Below are 13,942 nucleotides of genomic sequence, written 5' to 3' on the forward strand. Positions count from 1 at the left end.
GCGCCCCGCTTGTTCCGGAAGGAGGTCCTACAGGCCGACGTCGCCGGCAGTGACGAAGCCGGAGTCCACCAGCGTGGGCTGCACCTCGTCCTTGGTGACGACCACCGGGTCGAGGATGTAGGTGGGCACCACTTTGATGCCGTTGTCGTAGGTTTCGGTGTCATTGACTTCCACCTCGTCACCGGCCACGAGCGCATCGATCATGGTTTCCACCTGGGTGCCTAGTTCGCGGGTGTCCTTCCAGACGGTCATCGACTGGCGGTCGGCGAGGATGGCCCTCACGTTGGCGACGTCGGCGTCCTGGCCGGTGATCAGCGGCCAGTCAGTGCCGGGTGTGTAGCCGGCGCCGTCCAGCGACGCTTGGATGCCCAGCGCCAGGCTGTCATTGGGCGAGAGCACGACGTCGACCCGCTCGCCGCCGGTGTAAAAGGACTGCAGGCGGTTGTCCATCTCGGACTGTGCGTCGGCGGACTGCCAGCCAAGGATGCCGATGGACGTCCACTCGTCGTTGCTGGCCGGGGAGTTGCCGGAGGGAACCACCAGCTGGCCCTCCTCGACGTACGGCAGCAGCACGTCCCACGCCCCGGCGAAGAAGAACTCCGCGTTGTTGTCATCTGGGCTGCCCGCGAACGGCTCCAGGTTGTACGGGCCGTCCCCGTTTTCCAGGCCCAGCTGGTCCACGAGGTATTCACCCTGCAGTTGTCCCACCTTGTAGTTGTCGAAGGTGGCGTAGTAGTCCACGGCCTCGGTGCCGTTGATCAGGCGGTCATAGGCGATGACTTGGACGTCCTGGGCCTTGGCTTCCTCCAGGACGGGCCCGAGGGTTTCGCCGTCGATGGCGGCGACCACGAGGATCTGTGCACCGCCGGCGATTTGGTTCTGGATTTGGCTGATCTGCTGGTCGGTTCTGTCTTCGGCGTACTGCAGGTCCACATCGCAGTCTTTGGCTTCGAGTTTCTCCCTCAGCCCCTCGCCGTCGTTAATCCAGCGTTCCAGGCTGCGCGTGGGCATCGAGATTCCCACGTTGCATTCGGCGGCTTCGCCGTCGCCGCCGTCGCCGGTGGTTCCGGCCGGCGCGCAGGCTGCCAGCCCCGCCGCGAGTCCGAGGGTCACAATAAAGGTCGAAACGTGCTTGCTTCTGGTCATGGGAAAGCCTTTGGAACAGGATCCGGCTGCTGCGGCTGATTCCCGGCCCGGCCGGGAAGCGGCACAGGGCCACGCTGGACTGCTGGAGCTGGATCGGACGGATACAACACACTGGTGCCTGCCGGCTGAACAACCGCCGCGCATTGTGCAGGCGGCGCATCTTGCAGGCGGAGAGAACCTATGTGCCCGGGGAATCAGGGACAAGAGAAATAGGGCAAGTTATGTAATCGCAACGCCGTTTTCCGGCGGACAGGTAGCGCGCTGACGCCGGCGCGGGCCGGAGTTAGCCGGGGCGCCGGCGTTACCCTGTGGCCGTTGGGTTTCCCGCATCCGCAGACCGGCGGTAGCTGCTGGGCGTCAGGCCGAGGACGTTCCGGAAAGCAGCGGCAAGGTGGGCGTGGTCGGCGTACCCCAGCTCGGCGGCGATGTCCGCAATGATGGTGCCGGGTTCGGTGCGGAGCCGTTCGGCCGCTTCCTGCAGCCGGTAACGGCGGATCATCATGAGCGGAGGCAGCCCGACATACCGCTTGGCCAGGCGCTGCGCGGTGCGGACCGACACCCCCAGCTGTGCCGCCGCCTGGTCGACGCGGGTCAGGGCAGGGTCCACCCGGATCAGCTCCTCCAAGCGGTTGGCCAGCTCCGCTTCGGGTGACGGCGCAGGCACCCGGGACTGCAGCCAGGCGGCCGCAGCGGCAACCGCGCGGGCACGGCGGCGGGCGCCGCCGTCGTCGTCGTCATTGCCGGCGGCGGCGTCGTCGTTGCCGCCGTCTGCTGCCATGGCGGTGCGAATCCCCGCAAGCAGATCAGGCGCGTCGAAGGGAATCTCCACATCGCGGAGCTGTCCGGGGTCCCCGGCAAGGAAGGGCACGGCTGCCGGCCGCAGGAGCAGCCCCACGGCCCAGCCGGAGCCGTGCAGGTCCCGAAAAGAGCGGCGGGTTGCCGGGCCGGAGAGAGTCACGCCGCCGGGCTGAATGACAAGGTTCAGCGCCGGAAACGGCAGAAGTTCCTGGCGTGATACGCGGCCCGGACCAAGGTTCCATTCCGGAATCCACACCCAGCGGATCCGGTTTTCAAGCCCGGGCGGCGGATCAGCGCGGTGGAACTGCGGCAGCCGGGTTGGATACAGTGTGCCCCGCCATTGCTCCTCCACGGTGTCCCCGCTTCCGGTGTCGTGAATCTACAAGCGGCGCCGGCCGGCACCTGCCTAGCCTGACACCATGACTACTTCAGAGAACACTTCCACAGAACCGCAGCCAACCGCAGGCGTCACCGGAGACCATACAACCAACGGTGTTCCACACGGCTCCTCCAGCCTGACACCGTTCCTGGCCGTACCGGGAGCCCGCGGGGCGATCGACTTTTACCGGGACATATTCGGTGCGCGGGTGGTGGACGTTACCGAGATGGGCGGCGTGGTGGTGCACGCCGAACTGGATTTCGGCACCGGGCACCTGCAGGTGGGCGAACCCATGCCCGATTATGGGCTGGTTCCGGCCCCGGACGGGGACGCGGACTGCTATTCACTCGGCCTGTACTGCGCGGATGCGGACGAGGTGGTGGCCCGGGCCGAGGCCGCCGGAGCCACCGTCCGGGAACCGTTGAGCACGTTCGTCAGCGGCGACCGGTATGCCAGCATCCGGGATCCGTTCGGGGTGCGCTGGTCGGTGATGACCCGCGTCGAGGATCTGTCCGAGGAGGAGAGCGCCCGGCGGGTGGCCGAGTGGGCGGCGCAGCAGGGCTGATACCCGCCTTACTGGAAGTCGGGAGCTTATTGGACGTCGGCGAGCCAGAGATCCGGGCCGAACACTTCGCACTGAATGTCGCGGGCAGGCACGCCGCGCCCGATCAAGGAACTGCGCACCGCCCGCATGAACGGCAGGGGCCCGCACAGGTAGTACTCGGCGTCGGCCGGAAGCTCCACGGTGTCCAGGTCCATGAAGCCGGTGAACCCGCTGCCCGGCTGGGCGTCCGCCGGAGGTTCCAGGAACCAGGTGAGGGACGAGGCCCGCGACAGCCGGTCCAGGTCCGCCTTCACCTGGTCCCGCAGGGCGTAGGAGCCGGCGGAGTTGTCGGCGTGCAGCACGGTGATGTGGCGCAGGGATCCGGCCTCTGCCAGATGCGAGAGCATGCCGGCCACGGGCGCGACGCCGATGCCGGCGCTGGCGAAGACCACCGGCCGGACGGTGGACTGCAGCACCACGTCACCGAACGGGGCGGAGAGCAGCACCTCGTCGCCCACGCCCACACCGGAGTGCAGCAGGTTGGACACTTCGCCGTCGGGAGTTGCCTGGCCGTGCACGCGCTTGACGGTGAACTGGCGGTAGCGGCCGTCGTCGGCCCGGCTGAGGCTGTACTGGCGCGGCTGGTGAACGCCGCCGGGCATCAGTGCCTTCAGCGACACGTACTGTCCGGACAGGGACGGCTTGGCCCGGCGGCCGTCGGTGCGCTGCACCACGAAGGTCACGACGTCATCGGTTTCGCGGATCTTCCGGACCACCGTCCAGGCACCCCAGACGTCCGCTGACCCCAGCTCCGCAGCGGCATACAGGGCACGCTCGGAAGTGATCAGGGCACCGGCCTTGAGCCAGTACACCTCGTCCCACGCCGCGGCCCCGCCGGTGACGGCGTCGCCCATGACATCCGCGACCGCCCACATCAGGTGCTTGTGGACCACCCCATACTGCTCCGGCTGCAGTCCGGGCGAGGCATGTTTGTGCGAAATCCTGGCCGTTACTCCCCGACGGCTGGCCGCGCACAGCGGACCACTTTTCACTCAGCGAAGCGTCGGCCAGCGGCTCCCAGTTGTTGGCCTGCAGCAGGGACGCCACGGTGTCGCGGTTGATGTCGAGCTCCTCGCCCTCCGCGGCAACCGACGGGTAGCAAACCCACAGGACCCCGCCCGGCTCCACCGCTGCGGCGGCGTCCGTCAGCTCGTGGGCAAGGTCAGCTGCGGACCCGACAAACAGGATGACGACGTCGGCGGGCAGGCGCGACCCCGGCTCACCCAGATGGGCCTGCCCGGGCAGGTACGGGGCAGTCTCCGGACGGCCCTGCGCGCCGTAGACGGTGACGCGCTCCCCGGCGGAGACGCCGAACGGCTGGGCGGAGGATTCAGAAGACATCGGTGGGGCTCCATTTCACGGGCGGGGGTCGGTCTGGGACGGATACCCGGCGGCCACGCCAGCTCGCCGGGTGTTCCCATTCTTTCAGGTTCCGGCATCGATGCAGGTCAAGGCGCAGATCGCCGCGGAGAAACCACGGGGCAGCTCACTACGCGGAGGCTATGGCTTCCCGCCGGCCGCGGACAGCGGCAGCGGCGGCGGCCACGGCAACCAGGGCGATCGATGCCATGGCCTGCAGCTCCGTAAAGGTTCCGCCGGACAGGGCCGGAGCCAGGCTGACGCCCAGGGCAAGGACACCCGTTGCCGCCGCCAGCGTCCCGCGGGTGCGCACCGCGAGCGCAATCAGGCACAGGCCGTACACCGGGCTGAAGGCGAGGTGAAAACCGACAAAGGGCACGCTCAGGACTGCCAGGCCGGTGAGCGCCGCCACGGCTCCCCGCTGGCGGCGGATGCCGGCGCGGCCTTCGGATGCCGCCGTGAACAGATACGCGGCGAGGACCAGGAGCGGCGGCACCGCACCCCAGAGCATGAAAGAGCCGACGGACGCATCGATCACGTTCAGCGTTCGGAGAAGCGACACCAGCGCTCCTGCGGAAACAGCCGCCAGCAGGAAAGTGTCGGCGATCCGGTCGGCGATCCGGTCGGCGGCACGTTCTGCGGTGCTGCGTTCGACGCCGGTGCTCGGCTCGGTCATGGGTTCAGGTCCTGTTCAATGGGCACGGCGGCGCAGCCGCATATGCGCAGCACCCTACACGCCCCCGCACGGAACAGGCAGAATGGGCGCAGGACTGCGCTCTTTCGCGCGTGCCCACCCCTCTTCCGGAGGTTCCCATGACCACGCCGTCCCCGCGCTCTGTCATTGTCACCGGCGGATCCGGCGGCATCGGCCGGGCCACAGCACTGCGACTCGCCCGCGACGGCGCCAACATCCTTGTCCACTACAGCGGCAACCGCGACGCGGCCCGCGAAACGGCCGACGGCGTCGTCAATGCCGGGGGCAACGCCGTGGTTTTCGGTGGGGACGTGGCGGAGGAAGGGCAAATGCAGGAGATGTTTGTCGAGGCAGCCGCGGCGTTCGGCGGCGTTGACGTGCTGGTTCACACCGCCGGCATAATGCCCCTCGGCCCGGTTGCGGACATGGATCTGGCGACCTTCGACCGGATCCAGCGGACCAATGTCCGCGGCACCTTCATCGTGGACCAGCTGGCGGCCCGCCACCTGCGCGGCGGCGGTGCGGTCATCAACTTCTCCACGTCCGTGACCCGGCTGCAAATGCCGGGCTACGGGGCCTATGCCGCGTCGAAGGGCGCCGTGGAATCGCTGACCCTGATTCTGGCCCGCGAGCTGCGCGGACGAAACATCACGGTCAACGCCATAGCTCCGGGCCCGACTGCCACCCCGCTGTTCTTCAACGGCAAATCCGAAGCGCAAATCGATGCCATCGCCAAGCTCAACCCGATGGAGCGGCTGGGCACACCGGAGGATATCGCCGAGGCGGTGGCATTCCTGGCCGGTCCGGGCCGCTGGATCAACGGGCAGGTGCTCTTCGCCAACGGCGGCGCCGCGTAATATCGGAGGGGCGGTTTCCCCGGCTCCCGGGGTGCATTCCGCCGTCCCGCCGCGCAACATCAAGGAACTCATGCCACTGACCAGGAAGTCGCTCAAAGAGGACGGGTTCACCGGATTCCGGCCCTCGGTGCCGTGGAAACCACCCGGATTCCGCAGCGCCAGGGGATCTTCGTTGCGCTCCGCCCCGCAGCCTTTGAGCCCCGCTTCCTGGCCGTCAGCACGGCCGGGGTGTTCAAGAAGAAGAATCCGTCCCTGACTCCGGCCGAACTCGCAGCCGAATGGGTGGAGGATGCCGGGGTGCTGTTTATCGGCAAGGCCGGAGCGGGCAGCCAGGGCAACCGGGGGCTGCGGCGCCAGATCTCCGAATTCCTGGACTTCGGCAGGGGCAAGCCCCGGGCCACTGGGATGGCCGGTTGATCTGGCAGCTGGCGGACGCGGAGTCCCTCCTCGTGGCCTGGAAGGAGCTGCCGGCGGACGAACTCAACGCAGCCCTGGCGGGCTACCACGCGGACTTCATCGAACTCCACGGCAGGCTGCCGTTCGCCAATCTCGTCCAGGCCCGCGTCTAGTAACGGGCCCGGCTGATGCCTGAACTGGACCTGGCTGCGGCAAAGCGGTTGACTGGTGCCCATGCCTCTTACCGGTGAATATGCCCCCAGTTCCAGCAAGCGCGCCCGCGAGCAGGCGGAGTTGATCGAAAGCTCCGGCGGCACGGAGGGCACCACCCTCGGCGGCCGTCCCGTCATTCTGCTCACCACGGTCGGTGCCAAGTCCGGAAAGCTGCGCAAGACGCCGCTGATGCGGGTGGAGCACAACGGTGACTACGCCGTCGTTGCCTCCCAGGGCGGTGCGCCCAAGCACCCCGTCTGGTACTTCAACATCCAGGCCAACCCCCAGGTGGAACTGCAGGACGGACCGCAGAAGTGGGACATGCGGGCCCGCGAAGTCACCGGCGGGGAAAAGGCGGTGTGGTGGGAGCGGTCAGTGTCCGCGTATCCCCCGTACGCGGACTACCAGGCCAAGACGGACCGGGAGATCCCGGTGTTCGTGCTGGAGCGGATGGACTAATCAGTTCACGCCCGCCCCGTTCCCGGCCGTCAGTGCCGGGGCGCGGCGGGCATAACCGGTGGCCTGCTCAAAGGCCGCCGCCACCTGCAGCAGCTGGAAGTCCTCCCCGTGGTTCATCACCATCTGCAGCCCCACGGGCAATCCGTCAGCACTGAACCCCGCAGGCATGGACAGCGCCGGCAGCCCCGTGGCTGATATCACGCAGGCCGAGCGCATCCAGTCCAGGTACGTGGGCAGCGCTTCGCCGTTGATGGCCTCCGGGTAGCGCAGCCCCGCGTCGAAGGGCAGCACTTGCGCCGCCGGCGCCAGCAGGACGTCGTAGCCGCCGAAGAACTCGTGAACCTTCAGGGCCAGCCGGGTGCGCGCTGCGGCCGTGTCGGCAATGTCCTGTCCGGTCAGCCCCCTTCCTGCTCCACGTTCCAACGGATTTCCGGCTTGATCAGCTCCGCATGGTCCCGGACCAGATCTCCCAGGGAATGCACAAACTCCAGTGCCCGCACGTTGTGGAACACCAGGTCGGCATCGCGCAGGTCAGGGCAGGCCTGTTCCACGGTGGCCCCGAGCGCCTCGAAGATTCCAAGCTGGGCTTCCAGCACGCCCAGCACCTGTTTGTCCACGGGAATGCCCAGACCGAAATCCGGCGTCCAAGCGATTTTCACCCCCGTCAGGTCCCGCTCCAGCGGCTGGGCAAAGGTTTCCGGGGAATTGAGGGCAGCACTTCCGGCCCGGGCCGGGGTCCTGCCACCGCGGTGAGCATCAGCGCAATGTCCGCCACCTCCCGGGCCATGGGTCCGCTGCGGGCCAGCCAGCTCCACAGGTCGGAGGACGGCCAGGTGGGCACCACGCCCGCTGACGGCCGGAAACCCACCACGTTGCAGAACGACGCCGGGATCCGCAGTGAGCCGCCCATGTCACTGCCGTCGCTGATCGCCTGGATGCGTGCGCCCAGGGCAGCAGCTGCCCCGCCGCTGCTGCCGCCGGCGCTGAGCTCCGGGGCATACGGGTTGGTGGTGGTGCCGAACACGTCATTGAAGGTGTGCGAACCGGCGGCGAACTCGGGCACATTGGACTTCCCCGTGGTCACCGCCCCCGCAGCCTTCAGCCGCGCGATGATCAAATCATCGTCATCGGGAACAAAATCCCGGAACAGGACGGACCCCTGCGTGGTGCGCATCCCCCGGGTGTTGTGGGTGTCCTTATGCGTCATCGGCAGCCCGTGCAGCGGCGGCAAATTGTCCGCCGCTGAGTCCCCCGCAGCAGCGGTGCGTTTATCGGCAGCGGCCGCCAGCGCCTGGGCGCCCTCCGGATCCAGCGTGACCACCGCATTGATCCGGGAATTCACTGCCGAGATCTGCTGCAGCTGCGCGTCAAGGGCTTCGCGCGCGGAAAGCTGCTTGGTCCTGATGGCACCGGTGAGCTCGACGGCGGACATGGCCTGGATGGTTTCGGCCGACGGCGTCAGGCCCATGCTCATGCCCGCCCGTCCACAGCCAGCCGCGTGCCGATGGCCGCGAGCGCAGCGGCCAGGCCGGTGCCCAGGGTCGGTTCCAGCTCGGGAGCGAACTCCGGGGAGTGGTTTCCTGCCACCGCCTCTCCGGCGTCGATCCTTGCGGCACTGGTGGAACCGAACATCCAGTAGACGGAAGGAACCCCGATGGCATCCGCCAGCAGCCCGAAATCTTCGCTGCCCATCACCGGCGGAACGACATTGACGTTGTCCTCGCCCAGCACCGTGCGCAGCCCGGTCAGCACCTCGGCGGTGGCGTCGGGATCGTTGTAGCAGCGCGGGAAGCTGGAGATTTCTTCGATCACGGGGTCCGGGGCGTTGGAGGCTGCGGCCTCGGCAGCGATGATCCGCCGCAGGGCGTCCAGGACCTGCTCCCGGATTGCGGGTTCAAAGGTGCGGACGTTGACGGTGAATTCCGCGCTGCCGGGGATGATGTTTTCTTTCAGCCCGCCGTGGAAAGTGCCGATGGTGATCACTGCGGAGTCCCGGGCCGGGACTTCCTCGAGAGTATGGTCTGGATCCGGACGATCATGTGCGCGCCCAGCACGATCGGATCAATGGACTTCTCCGGCTGCGAGCCGTGCGCCTGCTTGCCGATCACGGTGATCCTCCAGGAGTCCGCCATGGCCATCGCCGTGCCGCTGCTGATCTCCAGCCCGCCGGCCACGCCGGGCCAGACATGCTGCCCGTAGATCACTTCGGGCTTCGGAGCCTTCTCCCACAGTCCGTCCGCCAGCATGGCCTTTGCTCCGGCGGCGGTCTCCTCCCCGGGCTGGAAAAGAAACACCACGGTTCCGGCCCATTTGTCAGTGCTGCGGGCCAGCAGCTCGGCGCTGGCCAGGGCCACCGACATGTGCGTGTCGTGGCCGCAGCCGTGCATCACCGGCACCGCGGTGCCGTCCTCCAGTGTGCCCGTGGCGGTGCTGGCAAAGTCCAGGCCGGTGTTTTCCGCGATCGGCAGCCCGTCGGTGTCGGCGCGGAACCCCACCACGGGTCCGTCTCCGTTGCGCAGGACGCCGACGACGCCGGTTCCCCCGCAGGGAAAAGCCTCAAGTCCCAGCTCCTGCAGCCGCTGCAGCAAAAACGCTGCCGTGCCCGATTCCTGCATGGACAGTTCAGGGTTGGCGTGCAGGTGGCGGTACGTGTCATGCATTTTCTGCTGGTCGGCGGCGGTGTAACCGTAGGTGGAGAGGATGGCGGGTGCGGGTGCGGTGTTGGTATTCATGAAACGAACCTTTCAGTTGCGGGCGGAGCCCGGAGGAGTGGAAAGCCGGCGTGCGGCGGTGCGCGCCGGCGTCGAGCTGATGTGGATCGGACTAGCTGGTGTGGATCGGGCTAGTTGACCAGTTCGGCCTTGCCGGCGGCGGCGTTGCGGTCCCGGACGATCCAGGCCAGGACCGCCGTAACCAGCACGCTGATACCGGTGGCCAGCTTGGCCAGGGCCGGCACGAGCGGGACCAGGACGAAGACGACCAGCAGCGCCACGCCCACGGCCACGAAGGTGATGCGCGGCTGCTTGGCGGAGACCACCAACTGCACGATCACGGCGCCGATGATGGCCGGGAAGATGTAGATGCGGGTGACCTCCATGACCTCCAGCGGGATCAGGCTGAGCAGCCAGGTCCCCAGCAGACCCACGAAGATCAGCATGGACAGCACGTGCACCATGGCAGCGCCGCAGATGGCCATGATGGCGGAGAAGTCGGCTTTCTTGGTACCGGATTTTGCGCCGATGGTGGCCTGGGCAACCATCGCGGCCGGCAGCAGCTTGTTGGCCAGGTTGCCGATCATAAACGCCTGGTACATGGCGGCCGGGCCCAGCACCGGGTAGTAGGTGATGGGTTCAACGAACCAGAGGACGAAAAACGAGGCACCCACGGCGAGGGCCGCGGTGAGCACCATGGTGCCGGTGACGCCGAGGTCGGCGAAGAACACCAGGTAGGCGGGGCCGGCGAGGGACAGCAGCAGGGCAGCGATCATCGTCAGCTGGCCCCAGCGGGAGGTGGTCCGGTCGAATTCGGCGAGTGCGGAGGCGTTGGTGCCCGCGGCGGTGTTGGACATAAGCCGTTCTCCTTCGAAGTTGGGGGTTTAGGCGCCGGCGGTGTGGGCGAGGTAGGCGATGACCAGGCCGAGCACGATGGAGATGCCAAGTCCCCACTCGCGCAGCCAGGGTGCCTGCAGCCTCTTGGCCAGGAACAGGCACATGCCCATCACGGCGGCGGATGCGGCCACGGTCAGCACATGCACTCCGCTTTTGGGCAGCTCGGCCACGCCCAGGCTGGCAAACGCGCCCAGCAGCGCGGCGGTGGGGATGATCGCCATCAGGCCGGGGTTGACCCTGCGCAGCTTGGTGTCGCCGCGCCGCAGCAGCGGGGTGAAGATCAGGCAGCAGACCATCCACATGGCGCCGGAGAGGCTCATGGCGGTGAACGCCACGGCGTACACGGTCTGCGTGTAGTCCGCCCCGCCCAGTTCCGCGCCCATGGTCCCGGCGGCGATGGACGCCGATGCGGTCTCAGTCGCAGCGGAGCCCACCAGCCCGATCCGGGTGAGGACGGCGGGGGTGCCGAACAGCGACAGCAGCGCGATGCTCACCAGCACCACGGCCAGCGAGGGGCCGACGGCGGCCACCGCCCCGGCGCGGAAGGAGGCGCGCAGCTCGGTCTGGGAGATGTCCGCGGCGGGGCCGGCCTTGGCGGCGGCCTTCATGTAGATCAGGCTTTGGATGATGACGACGGCGAAAACGGCAAGTGCGAACACCCAGAGAATGGGCGTGTTCGCCACCTCAATGATGTTTGTGGAGCTGCCGTCACGGGGAAGGAGAGGGCTCATAAGGTACTCCTTTGAGTGGTGTGGGGGGTGGTGGAGAACTGGTGCGAGTCCAGCCGGATCAGGGTGTCCGCCAGAACGCGGACTCCGGTTGCTATCTGGTCAGTGGCCGTGAATTCCTCCGGGCAGTGGCTTTTGCCGGCGGCGGACGGGATGAAGATCATGCCCACGGGTGCCAGTGCGGCCATGTGCACGGCATCGTGTGTGGCACCGCTGGGAACGGCCATCCAGTCAATACCGGCAGCGGAGGCAGCGGCGCCGGCAAGATCCTGCACGCTGTCCGAGGCGCGGACCACTGTGTTGTCCGTGGACCAGCTCAGGTCCGCTTCGACGTCGTGCTCTGCGGCCCGGGCGGCAATCTCGGCGGCGAGCCGGCCGCGGGTGCCGGAGAGCCAGGACTCGTCGACGCTGCGCACTTCCCCGTAGAGGCGGACCAGGGACGGCACCACGTTGGGCGAACGGGATGCATTCTCCAACCGGGTCACTGTGGCAACGCCGTGCTCCGGTGCGCCGCAGCCCTCGGTGCGGATGGCCAGCACCGCTTCGGCGGCAGCCACCATGGCGTCCCGGCGGTCGTCCATGGGGCGTGTTCCGGCGTGGTCAGGCGTACCGGTGAAACTGGCCACCAGGCGTTCAATGCCGGTGATGGCCGTGACGATGCCGATGGGCATCCCGCGTGCTTCCAAGGTGGGTCCCTGCTCAATGTGCAGCTCGAGGTAGGCATGCGGACGCCGGCTTCCCGTCCATCCCTCGAAGGACAGCAGCGCGGACGGGTCGACTCCGAAGTCCGAGTAGGCCGCTCCCAGTGTCTTTCCCGCATAGTCGGTGCGGGCCAGGTCAGCCGCTGTCAGCTCCCCGCCAGGGCGCGGCTGCCGAGGCAGCTGAGACCGAAGGGGTTGGACTCTTCGCCGAGGAAGTCCACCACCAGCAGGTCGCGTTCCAGGGCGGCGCCGGATTCGCGCAGCAGCTGCACCGCTTCGAGGGCACCCAGCACGCCGACGACGCCGTCGAACCGGCCGCCGCCGTCCACGGTGTCCGTGTGGGAACCGGTAACCAGCGGTTTGGCGGCGGGGTTCCGTCCCGCGAGCCTTCCCACAAGATTGCCCGCCGCATCGCGGTGGACCTCCAGCCCGGCGGCCTTCATCTGCCCGGCCACCCACTGCCGTGACTCGCGGTAGGACTCGCTGAAGACCTCACGGGTCCAGCCCGGGCGGCCTGCGGTGCGGAACTCCGCCAGACCGGCGAGAGCGGCATTGAGACGGCCGGTGATTTCCCCGGTGTCGGACAGCGGCACAGACAATGGCTTACCTCCCTGAAATGCAATCGTTTGCACAATGCAGTGTGCAAAAGGCCCGGTTCCGGGGAGAGTGGGATCACTTCCCAAGGCGGGCTTGGGCACCACCTTCACACAGCGGCGGGCAGAGCGTCCAGAGTCAGCGGATTAATCACAAATTATTTCTTGCTCAACAAATCCGGAAGTAAATTGTTGAATTCCATTGTGTAAACCGGCCCGGTCAGGTCAGCGTCATGGCTTACACTTGCACCTCCGACGTCACCGACGCGCCGTCGGTTTCAGCAACCGGAAAGGCCCGAACCATCAGCGATGACCGCCGCCGCCAGCTCCGTCCCGCAACCTTGGAGGACGTTGCCCGACTGGCCGGCGTTCATGCCTCCACGGCCTCCCGGTCACTGGCGGAACGACCGGTGCGAATCAGTTCGGCCACCGTGGCCCGGGTGCGGGAGGCCGCCCGTTCCCTGGGTTACCGGCGGGACAACTCCGCAGCGGCGCTGCGCACCGGCAGTTCCAAGCTGATCGGCGTTCTGGTCCACCGGTTGACGGATCTGGCGCTGTCCACCATGTACAGCGGGGTGGACAGCGCGGCTGCCGCGGCCGGATACAGCGCGGTGGTCGCCAATGGGCTGGACAATCCGGCAGTCCGGCGCGAGCGGCTGGATGCGCTGCTGGCCCGCCGCATTGACGGCGTGATCCTGGCCGATGCTCGGCTGGATGACACGCTGGCCGGACACCTGCAGGAACTGGGCGTGCCCTATGTCCTGGCCATGCGCACCCTGCCCGGTCATTTGAGCGTCAGCACCGATGACCTGGAGGGTGGCCGGTTGGCGGCCCGGCACCTCCTGGAGCAGGGCCACCGCCGCGTGGCGGTGGCGGCCGGGGACCCGCTGGCCAGCACCGGGCGGGACCGCACCGCCGGGTTCCGGGAGGTGTTTGCCGGTGCAGGCCTGGCTATCCCGGACGAGCGGGTGGCCGCCACGGGGTTTGGAGTGGCGGCCGGACATCAGGCCGGGGATCTGCTCTGCGAACTGGATCCTGCGCCGTCGGCGGTCTTTGCGGTGGACGACCTCACTGCGGTGGGCGTGATCGGTGCTTTGCGCGACGCCGGCCGGACGGTGGGATCCGATGTTGCGCTGGTGGGGTACAACGACGTCGAGCTGGCAGCGGATTTGCCGGTGCCGCTGACGTCCGTGCGGTCGGACCGGGATCTGATGGGGCGGCTCGCCCTGGAGCTGCTGCTGGACCGGATTTCGGGCCGCGACGTCTCCTCAGTTCTGTTGTCTCCCGTTCTGGTGCCCCGCGCGTCAACCCTTGATGCGCGCCCGGGCGGGGACACGCAACATCGCAAAGATTGTTGAACAATCCAACGTGATCACGCACACTGTAAGAACACCAACTCCCAGAGGC

15 protein-coding genes and 2 pseudogenes are annotated in these 13,942 nt (G+C 67.8%); 5 read left to right on the forward strand and 12 right to left on the reverse strand.

Annotated elements, in window-relative coordinates; genetic code table 11:
* Window positions 1-27 precede the first annotated feature (27 nt).
* Together chvE and OL239_RS16960 are read right to left on the reverse strand one after the other, a co-directional pair.
* Window positions 28-1,146, reverse strand: a complete 1,119-nt coding sequence (gene chvE, locus OL239_RS16955) for a multiple monosaccharide ABC transporter substrate-binding protein (RefSeq protein ID WP_268909887.1) — start codon at window positions 1,144-1,146, stop codon at window positions 28-30.
* A 301-nt stretch (window positions 1,147-1,447) separates the two neighbouring features.
* Window positions 1,448-2,296 (reverse strand): helix-turn-helix domain-containing protein, encoded by an 849-nt coding sequence (locus tag OL239_RS16960; protein WP_268909888.1) that lies wholly within the window; start codon window positions 2,294-2,296, stop codon window positions 1,448-1,450.
* Window positions 2,297-2,363: 67 nt separating this feature from the next.
* Between OL239_RS16960 and OL239_RS16965 the strand changes: the two genes are divergently transcribed.
* Entirely contained in the window at window positions 2,364-2,888 is a 525-nt protein-coding gene (locus tag OL239_RS16965) for a VOC family protein (protein WP_268909889.1), read from the forward strand.
* A gap of 26 nt (window positions 2,889-2,914) precedes the next feature.
* On the opposite strand, the gene OL239_RS16970 is transcribed toward OL239_RS16965, so the two are convergent.
* Window positions 2,915-3,820, reverse strand: a complete 906-nt coding sequence (locus OL239_RS16970; RefSeq protein ID WP_268909890.1) for an FAD-binding oxidoreductase — start codon at window positions 3,818-3,820, stop codon at window positions 2,915-2,917.
* 596 nt (window positions 3,821-4,416) lie between these two features.
* Window positions 4,417-4,962 (reverse strand): hypothetical protein, encoded by a 546-nt coding sequence (locus tag OL239_RS16975; RefSeq protein WP_268909891.1) that lies wholly within the window; start codon window positions 4,960-4,962, stop codon window positions 4,417-4,419.
* 137 nt (window positions 4,963-5,099) lie between these two features.
* Between OL239_RS16975 and OL239_RS16980 the strand changes: the two genes are divergently transcribed.
* From OL239_RS16980 to OL239_RS16990, 3 genes and pseudogenes are all read left to right on the forward strand, one after another.
* The gene (locus OL239_RS16980) at window positions 5,100-5,837 is read left to right on the forward strand and encodes an SDR family oxidoreductase (protein WP_268909892.1); all 738 of its coding nucleotides are present in this window, start codon (window positions 5,100-5,102) and stop codon (window positions 5,835-5,837) included.
* A gap of 70 nt (window positions 5,838-5,907) precedes the next feature.
* Window positions 5,908-6,406, forward strand: a pseudogene (locus OL239_RS16985) (hypothetical protein).
* A 61-nt stretch (window positions 6,407-6,467) separates the two neighbouring features.
* Entirely contained in the window at window positions 6,468-6,905 is a 438-nt protein-coding gene (locus tag OL239_RS16990; protein ID WP_268909893.1) for a nitroreductase family deazaflavin-dependent oxidoreductase, read from the forward strand.
* Here the strand turns inward: OL239_RS16990 and OL239_RS19760 are convergent, their stop codons facing one another.
* From OL239_RS19760 to OL239_RS17020, 8 genes and pseudogenes are all read right to left on the reverse strand, one after another.
* Window positions 6,906-7,328 carry an amidase family protein gene (locus tag OL239_RS19760; RefSeq protein WP_329609268.1) on the reverse strand — a complete coding sequence of 141 codons (423 nt, stop codon included), beginning with the start codon at window positions 7,326-7,328 and terminating at the stop codon, window positions 6,906-6,908.
* On the reverse strand, window positions 7,301-7,564 hold the full coding sequence (locus tag OL239_RS19765) for a hypothetical protein (RefSeq protein WP_329609269.1): 264 nt from the start codon (window positions 7,562-7,564) through the stop codon (window positions 7,301-7,303). The genes OL239_RS19760 and OL239_RS19765 overlap by 28 nt, the downstream gene beginning before the upstream one ends.
* Window positions 7,565-7,569: 5 nt before the next feature.
* Window positions 7,570-8,379, reverse strand: a complete 810-nt coding sequence (locus OL239_RS19770; RefSeq protein WP_329609270.1) for an amidase family protein — start codon at window positions 8,377-8,379, stop codon at window positions 7,570-7,572.
* Window positions 8,376-9,565: pseudogene (locus OL239_RS17000) on the reverse strand (amidohydrolase). Before OL239_RS17000 ends, OL239_RS19770 begins: the two are co-directional and overlap by 4 nt.
* 182 nt (window positions 9,566-9,747) lie before the next feature.
* A complete protein-coding gene (locus OL239_RS17005) occupies window positions 9,748-10,473 on the reverse strand; it encodes a hypothetical protein (protein WP_268909894.1) in 726 nt (241 codons plus the stop codon).
* Window positions 10,474-10,500: 27 nt separating this feature from the next.
* Window positions 10,501-11,244, reverse strand: a complete 744-nt coding sequence (locus OL239_RS17010) for a DUF5058 family protein (protein ID WP_268909895.1) — start codon at window positions 11,242-11,244, stop codon at window positions 10,501-10,503.
* On the reverse strand, window positions 11,241-12,197 hold the full coding sequence (locus tag OL239_RS17015) for a M20/M25/M40 family metallo-hydrolase (protein WP_268911806.1): 957 nt from the start codon (window positions 12,195-12,197) through the stop codon (window positions 11,241-11,243). The genes OL239_RS17010 and OL239_RS17015 overlap by 4 nt, the downstream gene beginning before the upstream one ends.
* A complete protein-coding gene (locus tag OL239_RS17020; protein ID WP_268911807.1) occupies window positions 12,089-12,535 on the reverse strand; it encodes a M28 family peptidase in 447 nt (148 codons plus the stop codon). The genes OL239_RS17015 and OL239_RS17020 overlap by 109 nt, the downstream gene beginning before the upstream one ends.
* Window positions 12,536-12,768: 233 nt before the next feature.
* On the opposite strand from OL239_RS17020, the gene OL239_RS17025 reads away from it, so the two are divergent.
* Window positions 12,769-13,893 carry a LacI family DNA-binding transcriptional regulator gene (locus OL239_RS17025; protein WP_268909896.1) on the forward strand — a complete coding sequence of 375 codons (1,125 nt, stop codon included), beginning with the start codon at window positions 12,769-12,771 and terminating at the stop codon, window positions 13,891-13,893.
* The last annotated feature ends 49 nt before the right edge of the window (window positions 13,894-13,942 follow it).

It is taken from the genome of Arthrobacter sp. ATA002 (assembly GCF_026898095.1).
Lineage (GTDB): Bacteria > Actinomycetota > Actinomycetes > Actinomycetales > Micrococcaceae > Arthrobacter_B.

What these genes read in the sequence shown, in the direction of transcription:
- chvE (WP_268909887.1), bottom strand. Translation starts at nt 1,146, where the DNA reads ATGACCAGAAGCAAGCACGTTTCGACCTTTATTGTGACCCTCGGACTC.
- OL239_RS16965 (WP_268909889.1), top strand. Translation starts at nt 2,364, where the DNA reads ATGACTACTTCAGAGAACACTTCCACAGAACCGCAGCCAACCGCAGGC.
- OL239_RS16975 (WP_268909891.1), bottom strand. Translation starts at nt 4,962, where the DNA reads ATGACCGAGCCGAGCACCGGCGTCGAACGCAGCACCGCAGAACGTGCC.
- OL239_RS16980 (WP_268909892.1), top strand. Translation starts at nt 5,100, where the DNA reads ATGACCACGCCGTCCCCGCGCTCTGTCATTGTCACCGGCGGATCCGGC.
- OL239_RS16990 (WP_268909893.1), top strand. Translation starts at nt 6,468, where the DNA reads ATGCCTCTTACCGGTGAATATGCCCCCAGTTCCAGCAAGCGCGCCCGC.
- OL239_RS19770 (WP_329609270.1), bottom strand. Translation starts at nt 8,379, where the DNA reads ATGAGCATGGGCCTGACGCCGTCGGCCGAAACCATCCAGGCCATGTCC.
- OL239_RS17005 (WP_268909894.1), bottom strand. Translation starts at nt 10,473, where the DNA reads ATGTCCAACACCGCCGCGGGCACCAACGCCTCCGCACTCGCCGAATTC.
- OL239_RS17010 (WP_268909895.1), bottom strand. Translation starts at nt 11,244, where the DNA reads ATGAGCCCTCTCCTTCCCCGTGACGGCAGCTCCACAAACATCATTGAG.
- OL239_RS17025 (WP_268909896.1), top strand. Translation starts at nt 12,769, where the DNA reads ATGGCTTACACTTGCACCTCCGACGTCACCGACGCGCCGTCGGTTTCA.